At 65.1% G+C, this 25475-nt stretch carries 20 protein-coding genes; 8 read left to right on the top strand and 12 right to left on the bottom strand.

Annotation, left to right across the window (positions count from 1 at the left end; translation table 11 throughout):
* Positions 1–9 precede the first annotated feature (9 nt).
* The 3 genes from gudD (at position 10) to garD (ending at position 4517) form a co-directional block, all read left to right on the top strand.
* Positions 10–1353 carry a glucarate dehydratase gene (gene gudD / locus IVB01_RS15670; protein ID WP_247421927.1) on the top strand — a complete coding sequence of 448 codons (1344 nt, stop codon included), beginning with the start codon at positions 10–12 and terminating at the stop codon, positions 1351–1353.
* 79 nt (positions 1354–1432) lie between these two features.
* Positions 1433–2881 carry an aldehyde dehydrogenase family protein gene (locus IVB01_RS15665; protein WP_247300152.1) on the top strand — a complete coding sequence of 483 codons (1449 nt, stop codon included), beginning with the start codon at positions 1433–1435 and terminating at the stop codon, positions 2879–2881.
* Between the two features lie 94 nt (positions 2882–2975).
* Complete coding sequence (gene garD, locus IVB01_RS15660; protein WP_247421928.1) at positions 2976–4517, top strand: galactarate dehydratase; 1542 nt, start codon at positions 2976–2978, stop codon at positions 4515–4517.
* A gap of 90 nt (positions 4518–4607) precedes the next feature.
* On the opposite strand, the gene IVB01_RS15655 is transcribed toward garD, so the two are convergent.
* The 3 genes from IVB01_RS15655 to IVB01_RS15645 form a co-directional block, all read right to left on the bottom strand.
* Positions 4608–4964, bottom strand: coding sequence for a hypothetical protein (locus IVB01_RS15655; protein ID WP_247421930.1), 357 nt, complete (start codon positions 4962–4964; stop codon positions 4608–4610).
* A 291-nt stretch (positions 4965–5255) separates the two neighbouring features.
* Positions 5256–5852, bottom strand: coding sequence for a DUF2147 domain-containing protein (locus tag IVB01_RS15650; protein ID WP_247421932.1), 597 nt, complete (start codon positions 5850–5852; stop codon positions 5256–5258).
* A gap of 119 nt (positions 5853–5971) precedes the next feature.
* Positions 5972–7000, bottom strand: coding sequence for an NAD(P)/FAD-dependent oxidoreductase (locus tag IVB01_RS15645; protein WP_247421934.1), 1029 nt, complete (start codon positions 6998–7000; stop codon positions 5972–5974).
* Between the two features lie 184 nt (positions 7001–7184).
* Between IVB01_RS15645 and IVB01_RS15640 the strand changes: the two genes are divergently transcribed.
* A complete protein-coding gene (locus IVB01_RS15640) occupies positions 7185–7652 on the top strand; it encodes a thioesterase family protein (protein ID WP_247421937.1) in 468 nt (155 codons plus the stop codon).
* Positions 7653–7669: 17 nt separating this feature from the next.
* Here the strand turns inward: IVB01_RS15640 and IVB01_RS15635 are convergent, their stop codons facing one another.
* Positions 7670–7990 (bottom strand): 2Fe-2S iron-sulfur cluster-binding protein, encoded by a 321-nt coding sequence (locus IVB01_RS15635; RefSeq protein ID WP_247278705.1) that lies wholly within the window; start codon positions 7988–7990, stop codon positions 7670–7672.
* A 169-nt stretch (positions 7991–8159) separates the two neighbouring features.
* On the bottom strand, positions 8160–8534 hold the full coding sequence (locus tag IVB01_RS15630; protein WP_247421940.1) for an Hpt domain-containing protein: 375 nt from the start codon (positions 8532–8534) through the stop codon (positions 8160–8162).
* 398 nt (positions 8535–8932) lie between these two features.
* Here IVB01_RS15630 and IVB01_RS15625 point away from each other — a divergent pair, with 398 nt between their 5' ends.
* Positions 8933–14641: an apolipoprotein A1/A4/E family protein gene (locus IVB01_RS15625; RefSeq protein ID WP_247421943.1), complete on the top strand. Its 5709-nt coding sequence runs from the start codon at positions 8933–8935 to the stop codon at positions 14639–14641.
* A gap of 272 nt (positions 14642–14913) precedes the next feature.
* On the opposite strand, the gene IVB01_RS15620 is transcribed toward IVB01_RS15625, so the two are convergent.
* The 3 genes from IVB01_RS15620 to IVB01_RS15610 are packed head-to-tail and all read right to left on the bottom strand — an operon-like array spanning position 14914 to position 17706.
* Complete coding sequence (locus IVB01_RS15620) at positions 14914–15783, bottom strand: MlaD family protein (protein WP_247421946.1); 870 nt, start codon at positions 15781–15783, stop codon at positions 14914–14916.
* 16 nt (positions 15784–15799) lie between these two features.
* Positions 15800–16570, bottom strand: coding sequence for an ABC transporter ATP-binding protein (locus IVB01_RS15615; protein WP_247421949.1), 771 nt, complete (start codon positions 16568–16570; stop codon positions 15800–15802).
* Positions 16571–16572: 2 nt separating this feature from the next.
* Positions 16573–17706 (bottom strand): ABC transporter permease, encoded by a 1134-nt coding sequence (locus IVB01_RS15610; RefSeq protein WP_247494683.1) that lies wholly within the window; start codon positions 17704–17706, stop codon positions 16573–16575.
* Positions 17707–17840: 134 nt separating this feature from the next.
* Here IVB01_RS15610 and dgcA point away from each other — a divergent pair, with 134 nt between their 5' ends.
* Positions 17841–18836, top strand: coding sequence for an N-acetyl-D-Glu racemase DgcA (dgcA, locus tag IVB01_RS15605; RefSeq protein ID WP_247421955.1), 996 nt, complete (start codon positions 17841–17843; stop codon positions 18834–18836).
* Here the strand turns inward: dgcA and IVB01_RS15600 are convergent.
* A complete protein-coding gene (locus IVB01_RS15600) occupies positions 18806–20002 on the bottom strand; it encodes a major facilitator superfamily domain-containing protein 6 (protein ID WP_247494682.1) in 1197 nt (398 codons plus the stop codon). The two genes, dgcA and IVB01_RS15600, sit on opposite strands and share 31 nt — an antisense overlap.
* 75 nt (positions 20003–20077) lie before the next feature.
* On the opposite strand from IVB01_RS15600, the gene IVB01_RS15595 reads away from it, so the two are divergent.
* Positions 20078–21499: a hypothetical protein gene (locus IVB01_RS15595; protein ID WP_247494681.1), complete on the top strand. Its 1422-nt coding sequence runs from the start codon at positions 20078–20080 to the stop codon at positions 21497–21499.
* Between the two features lie 802 nt (positions 21500–22301).
* Positions 22302–22997: a Crp/Fnr family transcriptional regulator gene (locus tag IVB01_RS15590; RefSeq protein WP_247421964.1), complete on the top strand. Its 696-nt coding sequence runs from the start codon at positions 22302–22304 to the stop codon at positions 22995–22997.
* A 133-nt stretch (positions 22998–23130) separates the two neighbouring features.
* On the opposite strand, the gene IVB01_RS15585 is transcribed toward IVB01_RS15590, so the two are convergent.
* From IVB01_RS15585 to IVB01_RS15570, 3 genes are all read right to left on the bottom strand, one after another.
* A complete protein-coding gene (locus IVB01_RS15585; RefSeq protein WP_247278715.1) occupies positions 23131–23328 on the bottom strand; it encodes a hypothetical protein in 198 nt (65 codons plus the stop codon).
* A gap of 445 nt (positions 23329–23773) precedes the next feature.
* On the bottom strand, positions 23774–24241 hold the full coding sequence (locus IVB01_RS15575) for a phasin family protein (RefSeq protein ID WP_247421969.1): 468 nt from the start codon (positions 24239–24241) through the stop codon (positions 23774–23776).
* An 823-nt stretch (positions 24242–25064) separates the two neighbouring features.
* Positions 25065–25460 carry a hypothetical protein gene (locus IVB01_RS15570; RefSeq protein WP_247421971.1) on the bottom strand — a complete coding sequence of 132 codons (396 nt, stop codon included), beginning with the start codon at positions 25458–25460 and terminating at the stop codon, positions 25065–25067.
* Positions 25461–25475 lie beyond the last annotated feature (15 nt).

The raw sequence follows: 25475 nt of genomic DNA, 5'->3' as shown, positions 1-25475 counted from the left end.
GAGCGTGCGATGGTCCAGACGGAGATCTCTGGCGCACCGGTCGTCACGGCGATGCAGGTGATCCCGGTCGCGGGCCGCGACAGCATGCTCCTCAATTTGAGCGGCGCACATGCGCCGTTCTTCACCCGCAACATCGTCATCCTCACCGACAATTCCGGTCATACCGGCGTCGGTGAGGTGCCCGGCGGGCAGAAGATCTGGCAAACGCTCCAGGACGCCCGCGATCTCGTGATCGGCAAGACCGTCGGCGCCATGAACAACATCCTCGCCGACGTCCGCACCGCTTTCGCCGACCGCGACGCCGGCGGCCGCGGCAAGCAGACGTTCGACCTGCGCATCATGATCCACGCGGTCACGGCGATCGAATCCGCGCTGCTCGATTTGCTCGGCCAGCATCTGGGCCTGCCCGTCGCGGCGCTGCTCGGCGAGGGCCAGCAGCGCAAGAGCGTCGAGACGCTCGGCTACCTCTTCTTCGTCGGCGACCGGCGCAAATCCCGGCTGCCCTATATGGAAGGCGAGACCGGCAAGGCGGAATGGTTCAACCTCCGTCACCAGGAGGCGATGACGCCGGAGACCGTGGTGCGGCTCGCCGAGGCCACCCACGACCATTACGGCTTCGCCGATTTCAAGCTCAAAGGCGGCGTGCTCCGCGGCGAGCAGGAGATCGAGGCGGTCACCGCCATCGCAAAACGCTTCCCGAACGCGCGCGTCACGCTCGATCCCAACGGCGCCTGGTCGCTAGATCAGGCTGTCCGGCTTTGCAAGGACATGCACGGCATCCTCGCTTACGCCGAGGACCCCTGCGGCGCCGAGGCCGGCTTTTCCGGCCGCGAGATCATGGCCGAGTTCCGCCGCGCCACGGGCTTGCCGACCGCGACCAATATGATCGCGACCGATTGGCGGCAGCTTTCCCATGCGCTGCGTCTCGGCGCGGTGGACATTCCGCTGGCCGATCCCCATTTCTGGACCATGCAAGGCTCGGTGCGCGTCGCCCAGACCTGCCGCGACAATGGTCTGACATGGGGCTCGCACTCCAACAACCATTTCGACATTTCGCTCGCCATGTTCACCCATGTCGGCGCCGCCGCACCCGGCAAGGTCACCGCGATCGACACCCACTGGATCTGGCAGGACGGCCAGGCGCTCACCAAGGAGCCGCTCCAGATCAAGGGCGGCAAGATTGCCGTCCCCGAGAGACCTGGTCTGGGTATCGAAATCGACAGGGCCGCCATCGACGCCGCGCATGACCTCTACAAGCAGCATGGACTTGGCGCCCGGGATGACGCTATTGCCATGCAGGACCTGATCCCCGGCTGGACCTTCGACGACAAGCGTCCCTGCCTCGTTCGCTAAGAAACCCAGGCATGATCCCGGAAAAGTGGGTACCGGTTTTCCGAGAGGGATCATGCCGCTAAATGACTTGGAGGAATACATGACTGCGATCCTGAAGAACTTCATCGGCGGCGAATGGGTCGATGGCTCCGGCGTCACCAGGAATATCAACCCCTCCAACACCAATGACCTCGTCGGCGAATATGCCAAGGCCGACAAGGCGCAGACCGAAAAGGCGATCGCCGCCGCCAAGGCCGCCTTTCCCGCCTGGGCGCGTTCGACCCCGCAGGAGCGCTATGACGCGCTGAACAAGATCTCTCTGGAAATCCTGGCCCGCAAGGAAGAGCTCGGCCGCCTGCTCGCGCGCGAGGAAGGCAAGACGCTGCCGGAAGGCATCGGCGAAGTCGCCCGCGCCGGCCAGATTTTTGCGTTCTTCGCCGGCGAAGCGCTGCGCCTGATCGGCGAGAAGGGCGCCTCCGTGCGTCCCGGCCTCGACGTCGAGCTCACCCGCGAGCCGATGGGCGTCGTCGGCATGATCACGCCCTGGAATTTCCCGATAGCGATCCCCGCCTGGAAGATCGCGCCCGCGCTCTGCTACGGCAACACGGTGGTGTTCAAGCCGGCCGAGCTGGTGCCGGGCTCGGCGCACGCGCTGTCCGAGATCATCACCCGCTCCGGCATTCCCGCGGGCGTGTTCAACCTTGTCGTCGGCTCCGGCTCCGTGGTCGGCCAGACCCTGCTCGAACACCCGGACGTCGCCGCGATTTCCTTCACCGGTTCGGTTCAGACCGGCCGCAAGATCGCGCAGGCCTGCGTGCTGTCGAATCCAATGAAGAAGTTCCAGCTCGAGATGGGCGGCAAGAACCCGCTGGTCGTGCTCGACGATGCCGACCTCAAGACTGCCGTCGAGGTCGCCGTCAACGGCGCCTATTTCTCGACCGGCCAGCGCTGCACCGCTTCCTCCCGTCTGATCGTCACCGAAGGCATCCACGACCGCTTCGTCGCCGCGATGGCCGAGCGCCTGAAGGGCCTGTCGGTGGACGACGCGCTCAAGGCCGGCGTGCATATCGGCCCCGTCGTCGACCAGAGCCAACTCGATCAGGACCTGCGCTACATCAAGATCGGCCAGGACGAGGGCGCCAAGCTTGCGTGGGGCGGCGAGCTGCTCAAGCGCGAGACGCCCGGCCACTACCTCCAGCCGGCGCTGTTCACTGAAGCCAACAACAATATGCGCATCGCGCGCGAGGAAATCTTCGGACCCGTCGCCGCCGTGATCCGCGCCAAGAACTACGAAGAGGCGCTGGCGATCTCCAACGACACCGAGTTCGGCCTCGCTTCGGGCATCTGCACCACCAGCCTGAAATACGCCTCGCACTACAAGCGCAACAGCGAGTCCGGGATGGTGATGGTCAATCTGCCGACCGCCGGCGTCGACTATCACGTGCCGTTCGGCGGGCGGAAGGGCTCGAGCTACGGCGCCCGCGAGCAGGGCTCGTACGCGCGCGAGTTCTACACCACGGTGAAGACGGCTTATACCTTCCCTGGCTGATAGGCCGGGATTGCGTCGCAAGCGTAGGTGCCCACCTCTCCCTGCGGGGAGAGGTGAGCGAAAGCACGGCTTCTCCCGTTCTTTAGGAAAGCGTATGGACCAGTCAGTCGCAGCGAAAGAGCAACCCCGCTACATCAAGCTCAACGAGCGCGACAATGTTGCGATCGTCGTCAATGATTTTGGGCTTCCCGCCGGCTCCCGCTTTGCCTGCGGGCTGACGCTGCGCGCTTTCGTGCCGCAGGGGCACAAGACCGCGCTGGTCGACATCGCACTGGACGCACCGATCATCCGCTACGGCGAGGTGATCGGCTACGCCCTGTCGCCGATCCTGGCCGGCGAATGGGTGGATGAGGCCCGCATTCGCATGCCGGAAGCCCCTGCCCTCGACAAGCTCGAAATTTCGACCGCCGTGCCCGCGCCGTTGCCGCCGCTCGAAGGTTTCACCTTTGAGGGCTTTCGCAATCCCGACGGCTCGGTCGGCACCAAGAACATCCTCGGCATCTCCTCCTCCGTGCAATGCGTCAAGGGCACGATGGAATACGCGGTGAAACGCATCCGCGCCGAGCTGTTGCCGAAGTACCCGAACGTCGACGACGTCGTCCCCCTCACCCACGCCTATGGCTGTGGCGTCGCCATCACCGCGCCCGACGCGGTGGTGCCGATCCGCACGCTGCAGAACATCGCGCTCAATCCGAATTTCGGCGGCGAGATTCTGGTCGTCGGGCTTGGCTGCGAGAAGCTCGCGCCGGAGCGGCTGGTGCCGGAAGGCGTCAGCGATGCGATCGTGCGCATGCAGGACGAGGCCTTCGACGGCTTTGGCGCGATCGTCGATGCGATCATGACCCAGGCCGAGGCACGGCTGAAGGTGCTCAACACCCGCAAGCGCGAGACCTGCCCGGCCTCCGACCTCGTGATCGGCCTGCAATGCGGCGGCAGCGACGCGTTCTCCGGCGTCACCGCCAATCCCGCCGTCGGCTTCGCCGCGGACCTGTTGGTGCGTGCCGGTGCCACCGTGATGTTCTCGGAAGTCACCGAAGTGCGCGACGCCATCCAGCTGCTCACGCGACGCGCCATCAACGAGGACGTCGGCCGCGCGCTGGTGCGCGAGATGGCCTGGTACGATTCTTATCTTGCCCGCGGCGGCGCCGATCGCAGCGCCAACACCACGCCTGGCAACAAGAAGGGCGGCCTTGCCAATATCGTCGAGAAGTCGCTGGGCTCGATCGTCAAGTCCGGGTCGTCCGCCATCACCGGCGTGCTTTCGCCCGGCGAGAAGGCGACTCAGAAAGGCATGCTATTCGCGGCTACCCCCGCCTCCGACTTCATCTGCGGCACGCTCCAGCTCGCCTCCGGCATGACGCTGCAGGTGTTCACCACCGGCCGCGGCACGCCCTACGGCCTTGCGGCCGCCCCCGTCATCAAGGTCGCAACCCGCAGCGAACTCGCGCGGCGCTGGAAGGACCTGATCGACTTCGATGCCGGCCGCATCGCCACCGGCGAGAAAACCATCGAGGAAACCGGCTGGGACCTGTTCCGCCTGATCCTCGATGTCGCCAGCGGCCGGACAAAACCGTGGTCGGATCGTTGGGGCATCCACAACGATCTCACGCTGTTCAATCCGGCGCCGGTGACCTGAAGAAAGCGATCCACGAAACGATCTTGAAACTGAACCCTGAAGCGTTTCGTCTTCCTTTTACCGCCGCTACACATCGAAGACTTACCGCGTTCACGTCATGCTGCCCGGCATGAAGCAGCGCACGCGCGGATGGCCGTCGATATAGTGCTTCCACACCATGGTGCGGCCGATCTTGTTCGGCACGGTGATCACCGCGCCGTCGGGCACCACGACCCATTCGTTGTCGATGCGCACGCGGTAGTGGCCGCGATCGGACTCCCAATCGACGTCGGCGATGACGTAGCCGTCAGCGTCGGTGCAGCATTGTCCGAACTCGCTGTGCAGGCTTTCGAACCACGGTTTTAGCGGCGAGTTGGCGTAGCGCCCGTCGTCGCGCGCCAGCGCCGATGCGGCCAGCAGCGTCATCAGACCCAGCAGCGGGGCCGCACGCGATATTGCAGATCTCATGTCGTCTCCGCGGATCGAAATCATCGCCGCGAGGGACAACGCCCGCCGTCCGCCGTCCGCGGCTCGGCGAAAGGCGTGAAGGACAGCGACTCACCCCCAACAGCTTTGCGGAGGCTATGCAATTCCAGCGCCAGCACGCATTCCGGGGAACTACTGGCGGAGGGCGGAAGGATCGACGCCTTGCGGCGGATACGCACCATCATCGGGCTCGCCGAAGGCGAGACCCGGTGGCGGGCCGACGACGCCAGTGAATGGGAAAGCAGCTGGGATGATACCCAGCGTGAAGCGCCCTTACTGCTTGGGCGCCGGCGCCATCATCGCGCCGCCCTTCTTCGCCGCAGGGGCCGCCGGCTTCGCGGCGGCGGCCTGCGCAGGGAGATATTTTGCCACGATGGCAGGATCGATCTGCGCGATGTTGGCATCCGGCAGCCGCGTCCAGGTCTCGTCCTTGCCGAGCAGCGCGATGCCAAGATAGCCGCGCAGCGTCAGGGTCTGGCCGTCTGGACTGATCTTCATGTTGGCCTTCCAAATCTGGCCGTCGCGCGGATTGAGCACGTTGCCGCCTTCGTACTTCAAGCCTTCGCGCTTCATGTTGCGGACGAAGGAGATGCCGAGCACCGGCGCGTTCTTGCGGTCGTCCGTGCACTTGGAGCAGACCTCGTTCGGATCGTCGCCGGGCCGCGGGAAGGTCTTCGCGATCACGCCTTCGAAGACGCCGTTGCGGTCAATGAAGAGAAACCATCCGACCGTCTTGCCGTCTTCGATCTTCTGCCAGAGCCCCGCCGCCGTAGGCTCGGCGGTCTGTGCCGCAGACGGTGTCACCGCAAGAAGCGACAACGCGAGCGCGAGGAAGGGGAGCAGCCGAGAGCTGGAAAGAAGATTCTGCATTAGATCACCTTGCTATGCCAATCACTTGCTAGCCAGGACTGGATGGCCACAGACTACGGCGATTTCGCGAACGGCTCCAGCACCAGAAATATGGGGCATGGCCTTCCGGCCCCAACCGCTCAGTTGACCCCGAGCTTCTTTTGCAGACTGGAGGACGAGGTCGTGTACTGGAACACCAGCCGCTTCTCCGGATAGACGTAGCGATGGGCTTTTTGCGACATCAGCGCGCCCTCATGGAAGCCGCACAGGATCAGCTTGATCTTGCCGGGATAGGTGTTGATGTCGCCGATTGCGAAGATGCCTGATACGTTGGTCTCGAACGCCGATGTCTCGACCGGCACCAGATTGTTCTCCAGCGCAATGCCCCAGTTCGCGACCGGGCCGAGCTTCATGGTCAGGCCGAAGAAGGGCAGCATGGTGTCGCAGGCAATTTCAGTCATGGTGTTGTCGTTGCCCTTGATGGTGGCACCGGAGAGCTTGCCATCAATGCCGGAGAGCGCCGTGACCTGGCCGAGCCGCAGATCCATCTTGCCCCCTGCGACCAGCGCGCGCATCTGCTCGACGCTGTGGGGCGCGGCGCGAAACTCATCGCGCCGGTGCAGCAGCGTGATGCGCTTGGCAAGTGGATGCAGATTGAGTGTCCAGTCCAGCGCGGAATCGCCGCCGCCGACGATCAGCACGCTCTTGTCACGAAACGTCTCCATCTTGCGCACGGCGTAGTGCACTGAAGTGCCTTCATAGGCCTCGATCCCCGGGACCGGCGGGCGCTTGGGCTGGAACGAGCCGCCGCCGGCCGCGATCACCACCACCTTGCATTCGAACACCTTGCCGGCATCGGTGGTGCAGCGGAATGCAGGATCGCCGATCTTCTCCACGGTCTCGACCATCTCGCCGAGATGGAAGGTCGGATGGAACGGCTTGATCTGCTGCATCAGCGCCTCGGTCAGCCCCTGGCCCGAGACCTGGGGAATGCCGGGAATGTCGTAAATCGGCTTTTCCGGATAGAGCTCGGCGCATTGGCCGCCGACCTTGTCCAGAATGTCGACGAAATGCGCCTTCATGTCGAGAAGGCCAAGCTCGAAGGCGGCGAACAGACCGCACGGGCCGGCGCCAATAATCAGCACATCGGTTTTGATCACGTCGCTCATGTCGTCTCTTTTATCGGTCGTTATCGGTTGGACGGCGCCCCTTGGGCCGAGGGTGACCCTGCCTGTCTAGCCAACGGGGATGGATCAGGGAAGGCATAAAAGCGGCAGCGCCCCGCAGCCGCACCCTCTTGCCGGGTCAAACTAACTGGGCTGTAACGAGCAAGGATATGACGGAGATCAATCGGTGAACGCACCAAGCCACCTCGATACGACGCCCCGCCTGGAAGACTACCCATATCGCCTCAGCGACAACGTGCGCTTCGGCGATCTCGATCCCAACCAGCACGTCAACAACGCCGTCTACGCCACCTATTTCGAGACCGGCCGTGTCACGCTGATGAAGCTCCCGGAATATGGGCTGACGCCGCCGGGGCTTGCCTGGATCATGGTGCGGCTCGACATCCATTTCCGCGCCGAGCTGCACTGGCCGAACACGATCGAGCTGGGCCTTGGCGTGGTGAAGCTCGGACGAACGTCGGTGACCTTCGAGCAAGTCGTATTCTCGCAAGGAAAGTGCATCGCGTCGGCGAATTCGGTCGGCGTGATGATCGACGAAGCGTCGCGGCGGCCGACGCCGCTCACAGCGGAAGTGATCGCAAAGCTGAGACCCTGGCACAAGCGCGGCATCGAGGTCGCGCCGCCGAGGACATAGTTACCTAATCGAGTGGATCAGGCCTGGCGTTCCGGCGTCGCGACGACGAGCCCGTCGAGCTCATCGGAGACCTTGATCTGGCAGGACAGGCGCGAGTTCGGGCGCACGTCGAAGCCGAAGTCGAGCATGTCCTCTTCCATCGGCGTCGGGTTGCCGACCTTCTCGCGCCAGGCTTCGTCGACATAGACATGGCAGGTCGCGCAGGCACAAGCGCCGCCGCATTCGGCCTCGATGCCGGGAATGCTGTTGCGGATGGCGGCTTCCATCACGGTTGCGCCGTTCTCGATTTCCACCGTGCGGGTTTCGCCCTTGTGGTCGACAAAGTGAATCTTGGCCATGTGTGCTCGTGCTGCCGCGGTGCTTGGAATGAAGGAGGGGTCCCGGCCTGTCCTATAACGGGTCGGTCAGCCCGGCGCCATAGCGTTTTCGGCGCGAGGTGAATCCCGCTTCGCGGGAAGAACACGCGTCAAAACAAAAGAGTAGAACCCGGTTCTGACAGTCCGCGCCTTAAGGCTTCAGCATCGCCTCGATGGCGGCGCGAGCCTCGGTTACCGCCTCTTTCAAGACGGCAAGGGCGTGGGGCCGACCATGACCGGTCCGGATCGCGGTCTCCAGGCTGCCTGCGGCATCGGCCACGGCAAAGGCGCCGATCCCGCGTGCCGAGCCCTTGAGCTTGTGGGCCAGTGCACCGGCCTCGGCCGGCAGCGCCGTCATCGCCGCAACCAGGCGGACTGCCTGCTCGGCAAACATCGCCAGCACTTCCCGTTCCAGCTCGGCATCGCCGAGCGTCATGCGGGCGAGGTGATCGAGGTCGAGCGGACTGTCGATGGGTGCAAGCGGGGGCGAGGGCATCCAGTCCATCCGTTGCAGTTCAGGCGTCATGACCAGGGCCCCGGCAGCGCGCGATCGTCCCGCCGGTCCGGCGGTCAGGTTCCTCCTACCCAAGCATGAAAATGGTTAACGAAATGTTTGGGCCGTTTTACGCAATTCCGCCGATTTGTTGACGAAAAGTTGCCGCAATCGGCCGAGTTCGGTGGAGAATTGCATTTAGTGCTAAGGCGTTACGGCGCGATCCTGTTAACGATGATTAACATTGTCTTAATCGCAGCCATTTCATTCGCGACGCTCTGCCAATAGGATGTTGCAGAAATTGGCGGACAAGCCGTCCGGGTGGGGACGGCTCGGAGATCCGCGCAAGCGGCATGATCCGGTCTGTGGGCTTGCGTATCGCGCAGGGCTCGCGGGGGGACGCGTACAAGTAACGAGGGCTCGGACTGAACATGGCGAACACTCCGAAAAAGGCCAAAGACCCCACAGAAGTTGCGCTTTCTGCGATCCAGGAAGCCCTGAACATCAGTGACACCGCTGCGGATACCAGCCGCAACGCGGCGATGCGCAACGAGACGGTGCCTCCGGTGGGGCCGCCCGCGCCTCCGGTCTTCGACGAGCCGAGCTTCGAGCCGCGCCCCGCCGCCAACGAACGAGCAACCGCGTTCGACCCGATCGAGGAGCCGCGTACCTCGCGCCGCGCAGCCAATGACGACCGTGAGACCATCGGCCAGTTGCTCCAGGCGCTTCAGAGGGGCCGCCCTGCCCGCAGCGTCTACACCTTCGCCACCATCTTCGCCGGCGTCTGGCTCGCCGCCTGCGCCGCGCTGACATTCGGCTTCCTGCCCTCGATCCAGGCCGCCATGGGCCAGAGCGGTGGCGTGCTCGTCATTGCCGGCCTGATCGCGATGTTCTTCGCGCCGATCATGCTGTTCTACTTCCTGGCGAGCCTCGTTTGGCGCGGCCAGGAAATGCGCATGATCGCGCAGGCGATGGCGCAGGTCGCGATCCGCTTCTCCGAGCCGGAAGGCTCGGCCTCCGATTCCATGGTCACCGTCGGCCAGGCCATCCGCCGTGAGGTCGCAGCGATGGGCGACGGCATCGAGCGCGCCATTGCGCGCGCCGGCGAGCTTGAGACGCTGGTCGCCAACGAGGTCGCGGCGCTCGAGCGGGCCTATTCCGACAACGAGGTGCGCATCCGCGCCCTGCTCCAGGACATCGCGCATCAGCGCGACAACCTGGTCGGCCAGGCCGAGCAGGTCCGCAGCGCCATCTCCGGGGTGCAGATCGACCTGCGCCACGACATCGCACTGATCTCGGACGCGATCGCCTCGCGCGTCGACGAGGTCGCCAAGTCCATCACCGGCGCGCTGGAAGAGCGCGGCGCCCACATCACCCAGGCGCTGAGCAATGCCGGCGACAACATGATCCTGGCGCTCGGTGAGCGCGGCGGCGACCTGCTCGATCGCCTCGAGGAGGCCAGCAACGAGACCACGCGCGCCGTGCTCGACGCCAGCGAGCGGCTGACCACCAGCCTCAACTTCAAGACCGGCCACGTCCACGACGAATTCGTCGATCTCGCCGACCGCGTCCACGAGATGCTGAACGAGCGCATCGACCGTATCACCGGCGAGTTCGAGCAGCGCTCCGCCGCGATCGTCGACGGCATCTCCGCGCGCACCGAGCAGGTGCATGATTCCCTGAAGAATTCGTCGGACTCGCTGCTGCTCGAGCTCGAGCTGCGTTCCAACGACATCTCTGCCAAGATCGACGACGCCGGCAACCGGCTCGCCGGCCAGATCATGACGAGCGGCGACAAGGCGAGCGAGGCGCTGGACGCCACCGTCAACAGCCTGGTCGCCAAGGTCGTCAGCCAGACCGAGACTGCGCACGACTCGCTGTCGCTCCAGATGAGCGCCTTCGACGAGCTCGTCAGGAACCAGGGCACCGAGCTGGTCGAGAAGTTCGCCCGCGACTCCGGCACGCTCGGCGCGCTGATCACGCGCCACATCTCCGAGTTCGACCGCACCGTGAAGACCTTCGGCGGAGAGATCGTCGAGCGCATGGGCCAGCGCACGCAGGACATCGCCGAGACGTTGAAGACCTATGTCGACAATTTCGACACCCGCTTCACGTCTAACGGCGGCCAGATCACGGCCGTGCTTGACCAGCGGCTGGTGCAATTCGAGACCACGGTCGGGGAACGCGTCAGCAACCTCGACGCCTCGCTCGACGGCAAGATCGCCAGCCTCGACGGCACGATCGAAGGCCACATCAGGACCTTCGACCAGCAGCTCGTCGGCCGCGTCGCCGCGCTCGAACAGTCGTTCGACACCCGCGCCAGGTCCATGACCGAAACCATCGACGGACGCATCAATACGCTGGCAACGTCGCTGAGCGAGGGCGCCGCGCAGGCGATCCAGTCAATAGATACCCGCCTCACCTACCTCACGACGTCGCTGACCGGCGGCGCATCGGAGGCCATCGAAACCATTGACGCGCGCCTTAACCACCTCACCACCTCTCTGACCGACGGCGCATCGCAGACCATCCAGTTGATCGACACGAGGCTAACGCATCTCACGACGACGCTGACGGGCGGCGCGTCGCAGGCGCTCGAATCCATCGACTCCCGCCTCACTTACCTGACCTCCGCGGTGACGAACGGCGCCTCGCAGGCCGTGCAGTCGATCGACACGCGCCTCACGCTGCTGACCTCGACCCTCACGGACGGCACCGCGCAGGCGATCGAGGCCGTCGACCGCCGCATCACCGGCGTCACCGAGGTCATCGACGGCCGCACCGCGCATCTGTCCGACACGGTCACGGCGCGCTTCCAGGAGATCCACCACGCCATCGAGACCAAGGTCGGCTCGGTCGCGAGCGACATCGACGTGCGCGTGGCGCAGTTCGAGGACCTGCTCGGCTCGCGCGTCGAGGCGGTCGCCGGCCGCATCGAGAGCAGCGGACGCCAGGCCAGCGAGGACATGATGTCCCGCGCCGAGATGATCTCGACCGCGATCCGCTCGCACGTCGAGGACGCCGAACGCTCGCTCACCAACCTCGTCGTCAACACCAGCGAGACCATCCAGACCGGCGCGCGCACCGCTCAGCAGTCGCTGCTGACGGTCTCCTCCGACGTCAACGCCCAGCTCAAGATGACCTCGTCCGAGGTCGAGCGCGCGCTGACCGCCGTCGGCACCGGTGCTGCGAACTCGATCCTGACCAGCGCCCGCGAGGCGCAGTCGACCCTGGTCGCCGCATCGGGCGATGCCTCCAACCAGATCAAGGGGCTCGCGGCCGACGTCGAACGCACGTTGTCCGCAGCGGGCTCGGCGACCGCGGCCTCGATCCTGGCCGGCGCCCGCGAGGTGCAGACCACGCTCGTCACCGCCTCTTCGGATGCGGCCAACCATGTCAAGACGCTCACCGCCGACGTGCAGCGTTCGCTGTCGCTGGCCGGCACCACCACAGCGGAGTCGATCGTCGCCGGCGCCCGCGATGCGCAGGGCGCGCTGATCGCGGCTTCGACCGAGACCGCCAACCAGATCAAGGCGCTGTCTTCCGATGTGCAGCGCTCGCTCTCGATGGCGGGCACCTCGACCGCCGAGACCATCATGAGCGGCGCCCGCGAGGCCCAGAGCACGCTGGTCACGGCGTCCTCGGATGCGGCGAGCCAGGTCAAGTCGCTCGCGGCCGAAGTGCATCGTTCGCTCTCGCAGGTCGGCCAGTCGACCGCCGAGACGATCACCACCAGCGCCCGCGACGCCCAGAGCACCCTGCTCACGGTCTCGGCCGAGCAGACCAGCCAGGTGCGTTCGCTCGCGGCCGAGATGCAGCGCGCGCTGGCAACCGCCGGCGGCGCCACCATCGAAGCGCTCACCAGCGGTATCCGCGAGGCCCAGGGCACGCTGATCTCCGCCTCGACCGACGCGGCGAGCCAGATCAAGTCGCTGACCACGGATATCGAGCGCACGCTGACCGCGGTCGGCGCCGACACCGCCTCGACGATCCTCAACAGCGCGCGTGAGGCGCAGACCTCGCTGACCTCGACCTCGGCGGATGCCGCGAGCCAGATCCGCACGATCTCGACCGAGATCGAGCGTACACTGAGCGCAGCCGCCGCGAACGCGACCAACGACATCCAGACCAGCGCGCTCAGCGCCCAGAACGCGCTGATATCCGCCTCTAACGAGGCCAGCTCGCGGGTCAAGTCGAGTTCGGCCGACGTCGAGCGCTCGGTGCTCGCCGCCAGCAGCAGCTTCGGCCAGGCCATGACCGGTAAGACCGACGAGATCGTCACCTATGTGCAGCAGCAGGCCGACCGTCTGTCGAACATGATCGACGCCAAGCGCGGCGCCCTGGTCGACGCGATCGGCTCCCAGACCAACCAGCTCACGCTCGACATTGACCGCGTCACCTCCGACGCGCTGAAGTCGATCGAGACGCGCGGCCAGGCATTCTCGCAGACTATGATGGGCAACGGCTCGGAAGTCGCCCGCGCCATCAATACGGCGAGCGAGATCGCCACCGGCGCGGTCGGCAAGTCGCTCAAGGACCTCGAGCAGGCCTCGCGCTCGGCGATCGACCAGTCGCGCCAGGTCTCGATCGCGGCCGTGACCGAGATGCAGGAGACCAGCAAGATCCTACGCACCGACACGGTGGCGCTGTTCGAGCGGCTGCGCGAAGGCAACATCCTGCTTCAGGAGGTGCTGACCGGTGCGCACGACAACCTCAACTCGCTCGAGCGGGCGCTGGTGACGCGCGTCGCCGACTTCGTCTCGGCGATGAACGACGTCACCTCGCGCAACGGCGCCGCGACGCAGAACCTGGAAGACCAGCTCAACGTCTTCAACAGCAAGACCACGAAGGCGCTCCAGGACCTCGGCGAGCTGTCGACCCAATTCGACAAGCATGGCAAGGCGCTTGTCGAGGCCGCGCAGGTCGTCGAGCAGAGTAACAAGAACACCACCGCCTCGCTCGCCGAGCGCAAGCAGGCGCTGGAATCGCTCGTCACCACAATCGACCTGCGTACGGCCGATCTCGACCAGCGCCTGTCGCGCTTCACCGGCCTGCTCGATGAATCGCTGGCCGCAGCCGAAGAGCGTGCCCGCGACATCGCCCGCGTCGTCGCCGAGACCGCCGGCGCAGGCTCTGCCGCAATCACCCGCCAGTTCGAGGCGGTGCGCGCGGCGTCCGAAGAGGAGCACCGCCAGACCATCGAAGCCATGCACGACATCTACCGCCAGACCACCGACGAGGCGGATGCGATGTTCAAGCAGTCGACCGAGCGCTTCAGCAATCTGGTCGCAAGCATGAAGCAGATGGCGCTCGAGATGCACAACGAGCTCGAATCCACCCGTAACGAGCTGCGCCGCGGCGTGCTCGAGATGCCGCAGGAGGCTGCCGAAAGCACCGCGCAAATGCGCAAGGTGATCGTCGACCAGATCGAGGCGCTCGCCGAGCTCAACCGCATCGTAGCCCAGCATGGCCGCGGCCTCGACGTCACCACGACGAGCCGCGGCAGCGTGCAGCGCCAGGAAGAGCCGGCGGTGCTGGCCGCAGTCGCAGGCCGCGCCACCGAGACCCGCATGCGCGACACCGGCAGCGCCTCGACGCTGCCGCCGCCGGATCTCGGCATGCCGGCTGCGCGCCGCACCGAAGCGCCGTCGGTCGCGCCTGCCGGCAACGACCAGGGCCGCGACGGCTGGCTGTCGGACCTGCTCAACCGCGCCGACACGGGTCCTGCCGCCTCGGCCGGCCGTGAGGCTCCCCGCGGCCGCGCGGCACCCGCTCCGCAGCCGCAGGCGCTGCAAGGTGGTGGCAATCCGCTGGAATCGTTGTCGCTCGACATCGGCCGGCTGATGGACCGCAACCTCGCCGCCGAGATGTGGGACCGCTACCAGCGCGGCGAGAACAAGGCCTTCACCAAGCGCCTCTACACGCCCGCCGGCCAGAAGGCCTTCGACGAGGTCGCCCGCAAGTATCGCGCCGACCGCAACTTCAAGGGCACGGTCGACCGCTACATCGCGGAGTTCGAGCGCCTGCTCGACGAAGTCGCCCGCGACGGCCGCGGCCCGCAGGAGCTGCGCAGCCACCTGACCTCGGAGACGGGGCTGGTCTACACGCTGCTGGCCCACGCGGCGGGACGGCTCGGGTGAGCGGCTCGTAGCGTTACCGATTAGCGGATGAAAACGGAGGCCTCACGGCCTCCGTTTTGGTTTTGGGCGGCATCCTCGCTGTCGTGCCCCGGACGCAGCGTAGCGCCCCTTCGGCGGTGCGCTGCAGAGCCGGGGCCAATGTCGCACATCACACCGTGTTGCCTTCTGGGTCCTGGCTCTGCGCAGCAACGCTAAGGGCGTTGCAGCGCGTCCGGGACACGAGACCTGGCGCTCACAATACGATGGTGAGCGACACGCGAACACCTCGCCAACTATCGTCTGCGCTCGCTCGCCGCCGGCTTTGGCGGCTCGGGCGGCGGGGCGGGTTGCGATGAGTTGCTGGCGCCGAACAGGACGCGGGTCGGGTTGCGGTCGAAATTGTTCACGGCGCGACTGATGTCGCCGAGAGTGCGGCGGCCATCGCTCATCAGCGCGCCGGAGCGCTTATCGAAATCCTCGGCCAGTTCGCGGATCGACTTCACCGCCTGGAACAGCTCGCCGCCGTCCTTGCCGCCGGCCAGCGTGTTGAGGCCGAGCATGAGATTGTCGGCCTTGAGCATCACGCCGTCGACCTTGGCCATCACGCCATCGATCTTCTCGGAGTTGCGAGCGAGCGAGTTGGTGAAGGTCTCCAAATTCTTCAGCGAGTTCTTCACCGATTCCTGATTGTCGGCGACGATCTTGTTGATGTTCTGGAGCGTGCCGCGGATCGCCTCGGTGACGTCCTGGAGCTTGTTGGGATCCGCCGTCAGCGTCGGGATGCCGTCCTGGTCGAGCGGCGGCGGGGCCGCGGCCTCGTCGCCGCCCTTGAGCGAGATTGCGGCGACGCCGGTGAGGCCCTGGAATTCGAGCCCGACCAGGGTGTCCTTGCGGATCGGGGCGTTGTTCTCGATCATGGCGAGTGCGACGACCCGCCGCGGGTTGTCCAGCTTCACCGAGACCACCTCACCCACCCGAATTCCGTTGAAATTGACGCTGCCGCCGTTGCGCAACCCCGCCGCGGGGCCCTCGAACACGACGCGCAGGGGGCTGCGCTGCTTGGTGGTGTGCAGCGACTGAAACCACAGCACGAAGCCGAACGCAGCGGCGATCACCGCCAGCGTGAACGACCCGATCAGCACGTAATTTGCGCGCGTTTCCATCAGCTACTCCGGCACCTCAGCCCATCACCGCGCGGGCGCGCTTGCCATGGAAATATTGTCTCAGCCAGGGATGCTGCGAGGCCTGCATGTCGGCGATCGACCCTGCTGCAATGATCTTACCGTTCCCTAAAACGGCGATGCGGTCACATGCTGTGTAAAGGCTATCGAGGTCGTGCGTTACCATGAAAACTGTCAGCCCCAAAGTGCGCTGGAGCGTCCTGACCAGCTCGTCGAAATCGCCGGCGCCGATCGGATCGAGGCCCGAGGTCGGCTCGTCCAGGAAGACGAGATCCGGATCCAGGGACAGCGCACGGGCGAGCGCCACGCGCTTGATCATGCCGCCGGAGAGCTCGGACGGGAAGCGCTCGGCAACTTCCGGCTTGAGACCGACCATGGTCAGCTTGGCCATGGTGATCTCGTCCATCAGCCGCTGCGACACGCGCAAATATTCGCGCATCGGAAACTGGATGTTCTGCCGCACCGTGAGCGAGGAGAACAGCGCGCCCTGCTGAAACAGCACGCCCCACCGCCGCTCGACATTTCGCCGCTGCGACGTGCTGGAGGAATCGAGGTCGACGCCGAACACCTCGATCGAGCCTGCGACCTTCGGCACGAGGCCGATGATGGTGCGCGTCAGCACCGATTTGCCGGCGCCCGAGGGACCGACGAAGCCCAGGATCTCGCCGCGCTTGACGTCGAGGTTGAGGCCGTCGAGCACGCGCGTTGCGCCGAACTGCACGGTGACGTCGCGGACGCGGATAATGGGATTTTGAATTTCGCCTGCCATCGTCACATCCCGATCGAGGCGAAGAAGATGGCGAAGATGCCGTCCATGACGATGACGAAGAAGATGCCCTTCACCACCGACGCGGTCGTGTGCTGTCCAAGCGATTCCGCGCTGCCCTGCACCGCGAGCCCTTCGACGCAGGCGACGATGCCGATCACCGCAGCCATCACGGGTGCCTTGACGATACCGACGATGAAATGATCGATCGAAATGGCGTCGCGCAGCCGCAACAAGAAGGCCTCCGGCTGGACACCGCCATAAAGCCAGGCGACGAGCCCGCCGCCATAGAGCGCGGCCATCGCGCCGAGGAAAGCGAGGATCGGCAGCGCAATCACGAGTGCCATCATGCGCGGCAGCACCAGCACTTCGATCGGGTCGAACCCCATGGTGCGCAGCGCGTCGATCTCCTCGCGCATCTTCATCGAGCCGAGTTCGGCAGTGTAGGCGCTGCCCGAGCGGCCGGCGACCATGATCGCGACCAGCAGCACGCCGATTTCGCGCAACACCAGCACGCCGAGCATGTCGACGACGAAGATATCGGCGCCGAACCTTCGGAAATGGAAGATGCCTTGTTGGGCGATGATGCAGCCGATCAGGAAGGTGATCAGCACGATGATCGGCACCGCGCGCCAGCAGACCTGCTCCATATGGTGCACGGTCGAGGTCAGGCGGAACGAGCGCGGGTGGATCAGGACGCGAAAGCCCGCCGCGAGCACCGCGCCGAGCATGTCGACGAGGCCGGCCATCGTACCGGCCACGCCGGCGACCGCCCGGCCGATCTGCTCCAGCATGCCGATGATGGTGATCGTGCTGCCGTCGACCACGGGCGTCGCCCTGACCCGCCGCACCTCGTCCACCAGGCTCGAATAATTGGCGGAGAGCCCCGCGATCTGGGCCTCGACAGGTCCTTTCGTCAGGCTGCGGCGCAGCCGCTCGATCAGCCAGGCACCGAACGTGTCGAGCTTGGCGACTTCGGAGACGTCGATGAAAATGCTTTGGGGGCTGCCGGCGAGCTGCTCGGCATCGGCCACCATCCGCTCCAGGACCGGCGCGAAGCTCGCGGTCCAGGTCCCGGTGGCGCAGAGTGCAAGCGCATTGCCCTTGGCAACCCGTTCCAGCTTCGGATCGCCGCTCAAGATGTCCGCTCCCCTGCCGGGACGGAGGAAAACAGAAGGTTGCGCACGCGCCCTTACCTAGAGAAGGTATCCCCAACTGGCCACTATTAGTTGCTAGAGGTAACCAGCAGGTTCAGATTTCGCCAGGGTTCAAAATGACTTCCAGCAAACTTGTCTCCCTGGCGGCACGAATCGAGCGCTTTCCGATTGCCGGCAGCTTTACCATTAGCCGGGGGGCCAAGACCGAGGCCGTGACCGTCGTGGCGGAGGTCAGCCAGGACGGGCTGACCGGCCGCGGCGAGTGCGTGCCCTACCCCCGCTACGGCGAGACTCCGGAAGCGGCGCTCGGCGCCATTCAGGCCATGCAGCAGGCCGTGGCGGGCGGGCTGACGCGGCAGGCCCTCCAGGCGGCAATGCCGCCTGGAGCGGCTCGTAACGCGCTGGATTGCGCCCTGATTGACCTCGAGGCCAAGGCGGCCGGCCTGCGCGCCTGGAACCTGCTGGGCCGCCCGGAGCCCGGCGAGCGGACGACCGCCTACACCATCTCCCTCGGCACGCCCGAGAGCATGGCCGCGGCGACCGCCAAGGCCGCACACCGGCCGCTGCTCAAGATCAAGCTGGGCGGCGAAGACGATCCGGCGCGGATCGCGGCGGTGCGCAAGGCCGCACCCGAATCCGAGCTGATCGTCGACGCCAACGAGGCCTGGAACGACGCCAATCTGGAGCACAATCTTGCCGCCTGCGCCGACGTCGGCGTCACGCTCGTGGAGCAGCCGCTGCCCGCTGGCAAGGACGAGGCGCTGGCACGGATCAAGCGTCCGGTCGCGGTCTGCGCCGACGAGAGCGTGCACGACCGCTCGTCGCTCGAGCCCCTGCGCGCGCGCTACGACGCCGTGAACATCAAGCTCGATAAGACCGGCGGCCTCACCGAAGCGCTGGCCATGGCCGATGCTGCGCGGTCGCTCGGCTTCGAGATCATGATCGGCTGCATGGTCGCGACCTCGCTGTCGATGGCGCCTGCGATGCTGGTGACGCCGCAGGCGCGCTTCGTCGATCTCGACGGCCCGCTGCTGCTGGCGCGCGATCGCGATCACGGCCTGCGTTATGACGACAGCCTGGTTTACCCGCCGGACGCTTCGCTCTGGGGATGAGACTTGAGCCGGTGCCGCGCCGACCAGATCACCAGCGCACCGGCAGCGGCCATCGCGGCCATGACGTAATACAGGCCGTCGCCGATGCGGGCGTAGATCGCGCCTGACGCGATCGAGGTCGTTGCGCCCAATAGACCGTTGCACGCGGCGTAGTAGCCCTGTCCCCGCGCAATCTGGTGCGCCGGCACGCGCTGCACCAGGAGATTCATGGTGCCGATGATGGTCATGCCGAAGGTGAGACCGTGGCCGAGTTGCACGATCGCGAGCAGCGCCAGCGGCGGCTCGTTGGCGGTGACGATCCAGCGCACCACGGCGCTGAGCCCCCCGATTGCCATCATCGTGGACGGATGCAGCGAGACGCGCGGCGAAAGGGCGAACACGACGATCTCCGCGATCACACCCAGCGTCCACAGGGCCGCGATCGTCAACCCGCCGAGGCCCTGGAGCTGCCAATTGATGGCCGAGAAGGTGTAATAAGCGACGTGGCTGCCCTGGATCAGCGCCGCCGAGGCGATGATCGCCCAAAAGCCGCCATCGCGCAGCAAGGCCTTGCCGGCATGCGTCTCGGCGGTCCTGCGCCTGACCTCGTCGAGCGGCTGAAGCAGCAAGCTGGCGAGAACCGCAACGACGGCCCATGCCACGATGACCCAGATCAGATCACGTGGCGCGATGCTGTCGACGAGATAGCCGCAGGCGAGCGAGCCTGCGGCGAACGCCGCCGAGCCCCACAGCCGCAACGGCCCGTAATCGAGCCCGTAACGCGCGACACCGTGCAGCGCGTAGGCATCGGTCAGCGGCATCGTCGGCGTCCACATCATGCAGGTCAGCGCATAGATGAGGAACAGGGCCAGCGGCTGCTGCTGCAAGCCGACCGCGGTAAAGCCGATCGCCGTCGCCAGCACCGACACCATCATGGCGGCGCGAATAGCCTGCCGCTTTTCGGCAAAGGCGGTCACTTGCGGCAGCGTGGTGAAGCGCGTGATCGCCGGCAGCGCGTTGATGAGGCCGATCCAGGCCGCGTCGACGCCGATCGCCTTCAGCCATACCGGGAAGAACGGCAGATGCGTGCCCGAGACCGCGAAGACGGCCGAATAGAACAGGGCGAGGCTCACGGCGAAACGCCGCTTCTTGGCTTCCGCGATGGGGATTTGTGATTCGCCTGCCATCAAACCAATTGCGATTCGGTCGATATCGTGGTGATCGTTACAGTAACGCGCGGTGATTTGCGCGACGAGATTGTCATGGCCAACGAAGCATTCGCCCTTTCGCCCATGTCTGCCCGCGCGGCCGAGCCGAACGAGCAGGATTACGACGCGATCCGCGAAGCCTTCATGGAGACCGCGCGCGGCCGCTGGTTCCTCGGCGAATATGCCAAGCGCAACCGCAATGCCGACACCCGCATGGTGCTCGATGCGGTTGCGAAGATCGAAGAAACCCTTGCGGCACAGCGACAACCCGTCGTCGAGGACCGCCTGCCCGAGGCGCTGGTCGATATCCGCCGCGCCATCCGCGAGGCCGAGACGATTGCGATCGCGGCGTTCGATCCCGCCGCGATCGAGGCGAGCCTCGCGCCGATCCCGCGCGGGGTGCGTATCATCAAGGAGATCTCCTGGCGCTGGCGCGAGATCGGCGCCGACGGGCGAATCTGCGACCTCATTGATTCGCAGCTCGCCTCGATCGAGGCGGCCTGCGGACAGATTTCGACCATCGACCCCCGCGTCGAGCTCCAGGCTGCCTTCGATCTGCTGAGGGATCGGGTCGAGCAGCTCGACGGCGGCGCAACGCCGCAAGCGGCGCCTTACGAGCCGGCTCCGAGGCAGGAGGCGCCGTCGTCTGCTGACGTGCCGCCTGCCGAGGTCGCACCTGGCGCGATGGCCAGCGAAGCCCCCGTGGCTTCTACGGAGGCGCCGCAGGACATCGCAGCCACTCCTGAGGTCGAAGCAACTGGCGTCACTGAGACGTCTGCCGTTGCCGAGCGGGCCATGGACGCCGCAGTCGCGCCGGAGATCGTTGCCGAAAGCCAGATCGCTCCCGAAAACGCTGCGCTCGACCATGTCGTGCCTGATGATGCCAAGCTTGAAGGCGCCTCGTTCGAAGAGCCGGCCACTGAACCGGCCGCCTTGACGGAAGCAACCGAGGCGTTCTCGCTCGATGCCGCCGCGGAAGCCGAGGACGAAGCCATCCTCGAGGCCATCGCGCTGGAGATGGCGGCGCCCGATTCCGACTTCGACGAGATCATCGAGCCGGTGGAGAATGAAGCGGTCGCTCCGGAGCCGGCAGCTGCCGAGGTCGCAGCTCCCGTTGCGGCGGAGTTGCCGGAGCCGATCGCGCCAGAGCCGGTCGTCGCAGCGGTCGAGGAAGAGCCCGCGGACGCGCCGATCGCGATGGACTCGCTCGCGCGCCTCACCGACGCCATCGCGGAAGCTGCCGCCGAAGTGATGGAGCAGCAGGCCCCGGCCATGGCGGCCACGGCAACATTCGCGGCAGCGCCAACCGCGCCGCTGCCGATGCCCTCGCCCCTGTCCGCGTCCTTGCCGGAGCCCTCGCTCGGCGCCACCATCCTCGCCAGCGGCATCTTGCAGAAGCCCCGCGCGCCGGCGAACGACCCGCTCGCGCCCATCCGCCGCATGACCCAGGCCGAGAAGATCGCGTTCTTCTCGTAAACCTCAGCACCCCACTCCCGTGTCCCGGATTAGCAGCAACGCCCTTTGTGTTGATGCGCAGAGCCGGGACCCAGAAGCCACGTTCCCCGCTGCTACATGGGCGCCAACTTCGCGATTTTGTACGATGTCGTCTGCCGATTGCGCGCAAGCGTCGCCTCAGGCTGCCACGGCCGTACTTGGAACAAGCCGCAATCAACGCGTCCACATCCGCCGAAGCGTAGGTAGCTCCGCGACAAACCGTTTGGCTGTTGATGCGCTCTCGGCTTGCGAGGTCAGTGCACATCTTGGCGGAAGCGCAATGCTATCTCCTGGTGCGAGGAGATTGAGCTTGTGACTATCCAGATCGTGAGTGCGTTCGCGGCGTAGGACAGCAATTCGCAGACACATTCGATAAGTTGATCTGTTCCATGTCGAGCGAAACTGGGATTGCTCAATGCGCAAGAGTAAACGAAGCATGTGGAACTCTGGGATTCCGTCTGGCCGTAGGGTTTTACCCATGCGCATTTTGCAATTGCATTGCTGCTCGCGGTGCACTTGCATCGAAATCGTGGCGTTGCGCGGTTGAGCGTTGAGATTGTTGTTGAGAGCGAAGGCGTCTGGAAAATGAATTGGATATCAGTGCGCGTAGAGAAAGCAGACTTAAACAAATGTTGAGATCGCTGTTCGGCGCCGCTTCGAATGGAGGAAGCGGTGCAAGCGTTACCGCGGCTTCGCTGTGGTAATGGCTCCCGGCGGATTTGCTAACCGCCTTCTTGCAACACTTCCGCGATCAGACTTCGATCTGCTGGCGCCCGAGCTGGAGATGGTCGTCCTCGATCACAACGCGGTGCTCTCGCAAGCGGGCGAGCAGGTCGATTACGTCTTCTTTCCTCATGCCGGCGCCATCTCGCTGATGGTCGACATGGCGGATGGCCGGACGGTCGCAACCGCAGTGATCGGGCGTGACGGGGTCGTAGGCAGTCTTTCGGTGCTGGGGCCGTCGCCTTCGGCCATTACCGCCATGGTTCGGGTGGCGGGCACCGCCTCTCGGATTTCCGCGTCGCGATTTCACGCCGCTTTTGCCCGGAGCCCTGCGATCCGCCACGCAATCCAGAGCCACGTTAGAGCGATGCTCATACAGTTTCAGCTCGGCTCGGCCTGCCATGCGCTGCATCCGGTCGAAGCCCGCATGTCGCGTTGGCTGCTTCAGTTGCGCGACTGCGTCGACCAAGACGTCCTTCCGCTCACCCAGCAGGAGCTGTCGCAAATACTCGGTGTCCGACGAACGACGGTGACGCTCTTGATGCGCAATCTGCGCGCGTCCGCTGCGATCATCTCTGATCGAAGAGGCCAGATCGAAATCGACCGGTCCCGACTGGCGGCGGCCGCCTGCGAGTGCCACGACACCATGCGGCGCGAAATCGAGGAGGTGTTCTCGATGGGGATGGGCCGATCACGCGAAACGGCCCTTTCGCGAGATCGGCGAATCCTGACCAGCGAACCCGGCGGCGCAGGGTAAGCTGCTTTCAATCGGGTCGAGACACGCCGCAACCTTGCACGATTGCCCTCCTCGTCCTTCCGGGGAAGTCAGGAGGGCGCTGGTGAACTAAAAGCCAGTTGCCGGAGAGAGAAGGACGGTGCGTCGAACCTGATCACGTTCTCTCGGGTCGATCACTGTCCCCTGCAGATTTGCATTGCGCCTCGATTTTCGCAAGCTCGCGCAGCACCGCCGCCACCTCGCGCAGTTCGTTGCGCGCGGGGCCCGGCTTCAGTCGTCGTGCTTCGTCAAGAAATTCCCTGGCCTGCATCAAGAAGACGGAGCGTGCATTGGTTGTTTGCGCCCGCGCCATCGTGTCCCTCCAGATTACGATCCACGCGCTGTGGGGACGGTCAGGCCGTGTGCCACGGCTGCGGCGCTGCGCGAGCGCTCGGCTCATCCACCCAGCCTTCCTGTGCAAACCAGGCGTGATCGGCCTGACAGATCGGACAATGGGTGCGCCTGAAAAACACAATGCTGCGCAAAAAACTCTCGCGATCGGCCTTGATGCCGGTGGGGATAGCGCGGCCGCTTCGCGGGCATTTGATCATGACCATTCCCATGTGACCTCCCTTTGCACGTCAGCTTGCATTCCGAAACAAAGGCCGGCCCGTCAGATTGCGCCTCTTATTGGTGCGGCTACTTGGGGGGCATCGCGCACCTGGCCATTATCGGTCGAGCATGTGGGGGCATGTTCGTGGCGAGGCTTGTTCCGACGGGCCGGTTTCCCTCCTGAAGGACTCTTGGACGAGAGCTTTTTAGCTGGGCGGATGCAGGACCTTGGCGAAGTACTTCTTGATCGGCTCGCCGGTTTCTTTCGCAAGCTTCTCCCCAAGCCCCCACAATTCCTTGTTCTGGGCGGACGCGGTGTCGAAGGTCTTGCGCGCTTGCGCAACGGACAAGGTGAAAACATCCGGGACTGACTTGCTACCCAGGGCCTGCGCGAAGAAGTCGATCGCGGACACCGTATTGGCGTTCGACATTTCGATCAGCTTGGCCGCGTAGTCGGTTGCGCCCTTGGCATTGCTCGAATACGTCTCACACAGCGCTTCCGCCATCTCCGCCGACGCGACCTTGATTTTCTCGCAGCCTTGCTGTGCGCTGGCGACCCCCTGCTCGGCGAAACCGCCGATCGCGCTAGGCAACGGGATATTCGGGAACCCGAACAACGGAATTGCGTAACCATTCGTCCCGTTCAGTCCAACTTTCACTTCGCTTTCACTCACGGCACCATCCTCGTTCTCAAGCGGCATCATTTCCCGAGAGGTTGACTTGCCTCATGGGACTGGAGGCGAGGACATGTCCCCGCTTCCGTGTTCGATCAGATTCAAAGGAGCTCTTAACCCCGGCCCTGAGATGCCATCATGCGCGAAGCAAGCGGACGCTGTCGGTTCGATGTGCGACTCTCGGTGAAATTTTTCTCTCAGATGTCAAGACACGCAGTCGTCATATCTACAGGAATTGTGCTGTGCGGTGGGAGCCTCGTCAGGGGTGTGAGGCACTCCGCGCGAGCGCGCTCTGAATCGTTCCTGCGTCGGTGGCGGGGCGCCGCGCCATTTCGGAGTATGCTATCGCCGCCAAAACCGGCCAGCTCTCCGACCCAGTCCAGTTGAAGCACTGTCGCCGTAATGCAAATCGCCGTGGCGAAGGAACTAGCGGCGCGCCATTCTACCCTCGAGCACGCGTCTCGCTACGACGCGACCCAGCCTTGGCGCGAGCCGACCTTGTCGTTATGCGCAGGCCATCGGGGTGCGGCTCTGAGATTCGGGTCCAACTGCTCTCGCCGCCAAAGGCAAGCGGCCATCGACACGCAGCCGACTGTGACCAGTAGTCCATGCGCCGCGCGGAGGGGCTGCGCGCCAAGGAATTGCGGAATGTATAAAGGACATCCCGATGGCAACGGGGACGCCGCTTGCCTTTGGATAGCGACAGGAGCGCCAATGCGCCGTTGCGGTCCCACCTGCATCGGCCCGCGGTGCCCCGGCTCTGCAGCGCACCGCCGAAGGAGCGCTGCGCTGCGTCCGGGGCGCGAGAGCGCCGCGCGAGCAATTACCCGCAATTCCAGATCGGGCCAATCGGCGTTCGCGTCCAGCATGGCCCGAAACTGCCGCCATTGTAGCGGCCGCCGCCGAAGCCGGGGCGGCCGAAATAGTGCCACTCGCCATCCCAACGGTAATACTGAGGTACCGGGTCGATGTACCAGTGGCGCCGGTCTGCGCGCGACAGACGACGCATTGCGTCCTTCTGCTTGTAGAGCGGGATGCTGTTGCTGAGCGGCTGTCGATAGCCCGGCAGGAAGCCGTAGCCTTGCCAGACCGGCTTGGGCCGCTTTTGAATCGACGCAGCCGGCGCGACGGCAGGGAGCAGCGACAGGATGACAGCAACAGATAGACACACAAGGCGAGACATGAATCGACCATAGTCGGTCAGTTGCGCGGAGGCCATTCAAATTCGGGTGCA

Source organism: Bradyrhizobium sp. 164 (genome assembly GCF_023073715.1).
Classification (GTDB): domain Bacteria; phylum Pseudomonadota; class Alphaproteobacteria; order Rhizobiales; family Xanthobacteraceae; genus Bradyrhizobium.
Note: the sequence above shows the minus strand (reverse complement) of the source record. Positions and strands in the feature narration are given on the sequence as shown.